The following is a 6,000-nucleotide window of genomic DNA, read 5'->3' on the forward strand; positions in this document are numbered from 1 at the left end:
AATAAGAGTTAACTTACATCATTAAAAGTTCTAGGAGATTACAGATATGGCTAATTACTTCAGTCAATTTACGATCAGTGCAACCACAGCTACTCTAGCTGTAACCTTATTGGGATCTTCGGCATTTGCGGGAAACCTTGTCCCTCAAGAAGAAGGCGAACTTGATGTTGGTTTTGGTTGCTTAGAAACTTGTATTGCTCTTCCAGATTTGATTGAAAGCATCGAAAGCTTAGTGGATGCAAGCACAGGAGCTAGAAGCCGTCTGTTTGTTGATGATGTGACGAATGGTGGCAACACCTATACTGATGGAACTGATACAGTCAGTTTTGAACCAGTAGATATGGGAACTAACTCCAGTGGTTTCTGGTATCGCCCAGTTGATACGGAAGAAAATGGACAACTGGAAGTAGGAACCTTTAGATTTACTTTCACTGAAGTTCTATCGAACTTAACGATTGACTTCTTTGATACCGAAGTTTGGAACCAAACTGGTGTTGTAAGCGTTAACGGGATGACGGAAGATAGCTATCTTCGCGGCATGGGTGATGGTAATAGGCAGAGTTTAACCTTTTCTGATGTAAGCACCATTACTCTGAAGCTAGGCTATGACTTTGAAACAGGTACTGGAGATGGTGTGAACTTCCGTCTGGATTCTCCTGTATCTGTGCCTGAACCTGCTAGTGTTTTGGGCTTAGGTGTTGTTGCTGCACTAGGTGTGTTTGGCTTACGCAAACGCTCTGCTAATTAATCATTGACGATTAACAATTGACTATTAATCATTTTGCCCTCATCCCCCAACCTCTTATCGCGTAAACTTTAGAGGCCAGGAGTTTCCACGGTTAGGGCAATGCTATTGGGCGATCGCCAACAAGAACGGTAATTGCTCTAAATCCACATTCCCTCCACTCAGGATCGCACCAATTTTCGCGCCAGGAGCTTGAATTTCACCCTCCAATAACGCAGCCGCCGCTAAGGTTCCCGTGGGTTCAACCACCAGTTTTAATCGTTCCCAAAGAAAGCGCAGGGTACGACGAATGCTGTTTTCGGAAACGGTGACCATTCGATCGACATGGCGCAGCACTAGGGGAAATGTATAGTTGCCTAAAGAGGGAGTACGAGCGCCATCGGCAATGGTTTGGGGATTGTTCACAGTTTGCAGGGTTTGGGTATAAAAAGAGCGGGTAGCATCATCTCCTAGGGCAGGTTCTACGCCGACGACATGACAGTGGGGGGAAAGGGTTTTAGCGGCGATCGCACATCCAGAGAGTAGTCCCCCTCCTCCACAACAAACGAGCAAATAATCGAGATCTCCGACTTCTTCAATTAATTCCTTGGCTGTAGTTCCCTGACCAGCGATAATCTGGGGATGGTCATAGGGGGGAATCAGGGTTAAATTCTGTTCTTTGGCTAACTGTAAGGCGAGGGTTTCCCGACGGGTTTGCGTGGGATCATACGTCACGATATTTGCTCCGTATTCCTCCGTAGCTGAGAGTTTGACCTTGGGAGCATTTTCGGGCATCACCAGGGTTGTGGGAATTTCCAGTAAGGCTCCCGCGAGGGCGATCGCCTGGGCATGATTTCCAGATGAGTAAGCAATAACACCACGCTTCCGTTCGGGTGCTGGCAGTTGAGAAAGAGTATAGTAAGCACCACGAAATTTAAATGAGCCAGTTTTTTGTAGATTTTCGCACTTAAAAAAGACTTGTGCTTGAGTAATCTTATTGACCATCCGAGAAGTCATTACAGGAGTCTGGTGAGCCTTGCCTTGGAGACTCTGGGCAGCCTGTTGAATCTCTCTATACGTGGGTAAAAGAAGGCGATCGGACATATTATTAGATTAGACTTACAATTATATCACTTTTTGGGGTTGATTCCAGTCAAAATCCTCAATTTCGTCATATTTATTTATGATATCGTGAATTTTTGTATCAATTTCTGCAAAAATGCATAAAATTGCCCATAAAAAAAAGTCATTAAACAATTAGAGGATAATCCAGAACATGAATTGAGTAAAATTCATGTTAAAGGTCATCCGAGGGCGAATCTGAGGATTTTGATTTTAAGGCGGCTCTATGGTCAGTCTTGGCAAGAGATTTCTGCATTTCTGAGGGTTAGCGTTCCGACCTTGTCGAGCTTTTATCGGCGCAAAATGATTCAATTCAGAAAACAGTTACAGGATTTAACGACCTGATTTTAATTTTGTTCTTGGAGTTTATTGTCATGGTTATTCATTCTTCCCCATTCTTCAATTTCATCAGTCCTAAAATTCCCCTTGGATTTAGCGATTATCAACAAGCTGAAGTGTTTTTACAGGCACAAAAGAATCCTCGAAAGCGCAAGCAAGTCTATTTGAATACCCTATCGGTTTTAGCGGTTAAGTTTCATCTTCAATACTTGGGCTTCGATCCCCAAACACAAGCTTGCGAGAGCTTTGATAGCGTGCTTCAAGCTTGCTTCGATGTGGCAGATTTAGAGTTACCTTGGAAATTGGTTGGGAAGGGGAACCCCGTCAGATCGAACAGGTGGGGAGATTGCCCGAGTGTCCTGGCCTATATTTTGCCTTGCAGCAGTGGAAAGAGAGTTATGACCAATTAGGTAGAAATTCGCGGTTGGAGCCGGGGAGAATTGTCTATGATGGCTCGATTGTGGATAAATTCGAGTGCTGTCGCGATCGCGCCCTTGAGCTGAAGGAACAGTTCCAAATTTGGCTACGCTCGCCCTCGTTTCAAGACCTCGATCGCCGGCTGCGGGAAGAATTGCAACGGGACGATGAAATTCGATTTCTGATTCGCACGGAAATTCCCGAATTGCAACAGCTACCTTGGCATTTATGGGATTTAGTCGATCGCTATCGGCGAGCAGAAGTGGCCTTAAGTCAAGTTAGCTTTGAACCCTGTCAACCACCCGATTCGTCTGCAGAACAGATGAGAGTGCTGGCTATTTTAGGTAATAGTGAAGGCATTGATATTGAACTCGATCGCCACATCCTAGAAAGCTTGCCCGATGCACAAGTTACGTTCTTGGTAGAACCCCAACTGAATCAGATTACCGATCGCCTCTGGAGTCAGCCGTGGGATATCATCTTCTTTGCTGGCCATAGCGAAACCGAAGGCGATAACGGACGCATTTATATCAATTCTGAAGACTCTATCCTCCTGACCGAACTCTGGTATGGCTTGCGTCAAGCCGCGCAACAAGGTCTGCAACTGGTGATTTTCAACTCTTGCGATGGTTTAGGACTAGCACGAGATTTAGAAGATTTAGCCATTCCCTACACGATTGTCATGCGGGAGAAAGTCCCCGATCTGATTGCCCAAGAATTCCTCAAATCATTTTTGCACGCCTTTTCCCACGGCCAATCCTTTCATCTATCGGCACGAGAAGCGCGGGAAAGGCTTCAAGCTTGGGAAGACCAATTTCCCTGTGCCAGTTGGTTACCGATCATTTATCAACATCCAACCGCCATTGCTCCCACTTGGCCCCAACCGGAAGGGTTAACACCGATTTATCCGCCAGTTTCAGCACCTGCGTCAAACGTCTCGCGGCGATCGAAACTTAAGACCCTGCTTCTGGTGATATTGGGGATTAGTTTGGGTGCGCCGACGTATGGAATGCTCGCTCCAGAGGTATCCAAGCGAGTCGATCGACAGGGAGGATTTCACTACGAAGAGGGAAAAATTACGCAAGCTCTGTTCTTTAATGGTGTGGCGATCGCGATCGCGCCCTGGACTCCCCAACCCTACTATAATCGGGGCTATGTTTGTAAGGAGATCCAAGAATTAAATACCATCTGTCTTTTTTGGTACGAAATAGCAGCCAATAAAGGACATCCGGATGCTCAGTCAGAAGCCGCCTATCTCAACATTCGCCTAGGAGATCTGGAAAAAGCAATCTACCGGAGTAATCAGTGTATCGAGCGTCCGGTCTACCCCGGTATAGAACTTGCCTGTTGGAAAAATCGCGGATGGGCCAGAATCAAGCAAGGACGGTGGATAGAAGCGAAAGAGGATTTAGAAAAGGCAGTTTCTCTATCGATCTCTAAAAATCTTACTGCTCCCCATGCCGCTTGTTTACTTGCTCAAGTCTGGGAACGAGAAGGCAACCCAGAAAAAGCCCTAGACTATTGGCGCAAAACCAAAGAAGACATCGAGAAAGATGCTCAAGACAAACTGAGTCAACGATCCAAAGAGCAAGATGATTGTTTAGGCGAAGCCAAATCCAGGCTCAACAATTGACAAAAGGGAATCCACCGGAAAAAATTGGAAGTTGACCCCTGATGACTGGTAACGGGTATGGCAGAGTAGGAGAAATTTAGGACGGCTCTCCATTCGAGCAACCTACTCCCCATTCCCCATTCCCCATTCCCTATTCCCCATTCCCCATGACCTATTCAGAAATGTTTGCCCAACCTTCCCTCCTCGACCTCGCTAAGGAAGGTAATCCTCAGGCAATCACCTATTGGATGAATAGCTTACTTGCACCGCAAGGGGTTTCTGTGCAGGTGAATCAGTCAGGAGATCGCTGGCTGAATGTTCAGGTTGATTTTCACCATCCGAGACGCAAAGATCAATGTTTAAGCCTCCAGCAGCGTTTAGTGCGGTTTGTCTGCTATCGTCTGTGGACGCTGAACTCAGCAGCTATTCATCAGGTGAGAATTATCGCCCGGCAAGCTGGCGATCGCCGCATCCTCTGGAAACAAGCTGTACGAATTGCCACTCCTGCCAGCGAACAACGTAGTGCCCTCGCTCCAGCTCCCACTGCATCTATTCCAAAGTCTTTCCAATTCCGGCTGATGCGGACTTTACTGATCAGTCGTTTAACTGCTGTAAGTTTTATTCTTTCCTGCTGGTGGTTTTATGCACAACTGATCAATGCCCATTGGATTCATCAAAATCAATTTGCCATCTCTACACCACTTCCCCTCGATCCCCCTCCTAGCATTGCTCCCACTCCAGAAGTCTCACCCAGTCCAGTTGCTGTCTTCCCCCCAAAACTCGAACCTTCTTTCACAGTTGTGGATGTTCCAGAACAATTTCGGGGCAAAGTGATCAGTCAGGCTAACGCTTTAGCCATGCCAAAAGTTGTGGCTTTAACCTTTGATGATGGCCCTTGGCCGAAGACAACTGAACAAATCTTAGATATTCTCAAGGAACATGAGATTAAAGCGACCTTTTTCTTGGTGGGACAGCATATGAAAAACCATCCCAAAATTGCCAAAAAAGTCGCTGATGCTGGGCATATTCTGGGAAATCACACTGAACATCATTATACCCATACTCTCGATCCGCAAACGGCTGCCCAGGAAATCGAGTCCACCAGCAAACAGATTTTTGAGACCACGGGAATTAAAACCAAGCTGTTTCGACCTCCAGGAGGGAATCTAGAGAGCGGTTTAGCCGATTATGCCGAGTCTAAAGGCTATGGGATTATGATGTGGTCTTCCGACTCAGAGGATTATTATGTGTCTACCCCAGTGTTAATCGATAACGTCTTAAAGAGCGTCACCCCTGGTGGGATTGTACTCTTTCATGATGGCGGAGGCGATCGCCGCAATACCGTCGAAGCCCTACCCCAAATTATCACCACCCTCAAACAACAAGGTTATCGCTTTGTCACCATTCCTGAACTGTTAGAAATAGAAGCCAAGCAAACCCCATTAAATGAAACCGAAGAAGAATTAACCCTTAATAATTAACAACTTACCCTAAGCGTGTTTTATGAAAGGATGTGACATCTGAAGAGGTACTAACTCCCCTAGGGTTTAATGACTGGGAATAATTCGATCTAACTGCTGTAGATCGCCACAAAATATAGGGGCGCTCTATATCCCGTGGCTTCTGGGTTATCTAATATAGTCATTCCCTCAAGGGGTGACAAGGGAGCTAAAGAGTAGACTGTATAAGGGATAGAGCCTTTAACCCCTTCTGGAAAAATAAGCGCTTATGAGGCTTGGAATCCATCAGTTCTTGAGCCAAAGAAGACCAACATTGAAAGGACTGA

The 6,000-nt window shown here is 46.0% G+C and carries 6 protein-coding genes; 5 read left to right on the plus strand and 1 reads right to left on the minus strand.

Annotated elements, in window-relative coordinates; translation table 11 throughout:
- Positions 1-46 precede the first annotated feature (46 nt).
- Positions 47-748 (plus strand): LEVG family PEP-CTERM protein, encoded by a 702-nt coding sequence (locus tag J7545_RS07055; protein WP_318700494.1) that lies wholly within the window; start codon positions 47-49, stop codon positions 746-748.
- Between the two features lie 102 nt (positions 749-850).
- Here J7545_RS07055 and J7545_RS07060 read toward each other — a convergent pair whose 3' ends face one another.
- Positions 851-1,828 carry a threo-3-hydroxy-L-aspartate ammonia-lyase gene (locus J7545_RS07060; RefSeq protein ID WP_318700495.1) on the minus strand — a complete coding sequence of 326 codons (978 nt, stop codon included), beginning with the start codon at positions 1,826-1,828 and terminating at the stop codon, positions 851-853.
- 177 nt (positions 1,829-2,005) lie between these two features.
- On the opposite strand from J7545_RS07060, the gene J7545_RS07065 reads away from it, so the two are divergent.
- From J7545_RS07065 to J7545_RS07080, 4 genes are all read left to right on the plus strand, one after another.
- Entirely contained in the window at positions 2,006-2,191 is a 186-nt protein-coding gene (locus J7545_RS07065; RefSeq protein WP_318700496.1) for a hypothetical protein, read from the plus strand.
- Between the two features lie 29 nt (positions 2,192-2,220).
- Positions 2,221-2,595 (plus strand): DUF1822 family protein, encoded by a 375-nt coding sequence (locus J7545_RS07070; RefSeq protein WP_318719343.1) that lies wholly within the window; start codon positions 2,221-2,223, stop codon positions 2,593-2,595.
- Positions 2,562-4,235 (plus strand): CHAT domain-containing tetratricopeptide repeat protein, encoded by a 1,674-nt coding sequence (locus J7545_RS07075; protein ID WP_318719344.1) that lies wholly within the window; start codon positions 2,562-2,564, stop codon positions 4,233-4,235. The genes J7545_RS07070 and J7545_RS07075 overlap by 34 nt, the downstream gene beginning before the upstream one ends.
- Positions 4,236-4,381: 146 nt before the next feature.
- The gene (locus J7545_RS07080; RefSeq protein WP_318700498.1) at positions 4,382-5,695 is read left to right on the plus strand and encodes a polysaccharide deacetylase family protein; all 1,314 of its coding nucleotides are present in this window, start codon (positions 4,382-4,384) and stop codon (positions 5,693-5,695) included.
- The last annotated feature ends 305 nt before the right edge of the window (positions 5,696-6,000 follow it).

Origin of the sequence: Roseofilum sp. SBFL (assembly GCF_017746885.1) — a bacterium.
GTDB lineage: Bacteria > Cyanobacteriota > Cyanobacteriia > Cyanobacteriales > Desertifilaceae > Roseofilum.

What these genes read in the sequence shown, in the direction of transcription:
- J7545_RS07055 (WP_318700494.1), top strand. Translation starts at nt 47, where the DNA reads ATGGCTAATTACTTCAGTCAATTTACGATCAGTGCAACCACAGCTACT.
- J7545_RS07060 (WP_318700495.1), bottom strand. Translation starts at nt 1,828, where the DNA reads ATGTCCGATCGCCTTCTTTTACCCACGTATAGAGAGATTCAACAGGCT.
- J7545_RS07080 (WP_318700498.1), top strand. Translation starts at nt 4,382, where the DNA reads ATGACCTATTCAGAAATGTTTGCCCAACCTTCCCTCCTCGACCTCGCT.
- J7545_RS07070 (WP_318719343.1), top strand. Translation starts at nt 2,221, where the DNA reads ATGGTTATTCATTCTTCCCCATTCTTCAATTTCATCAGTCCTAAAATT.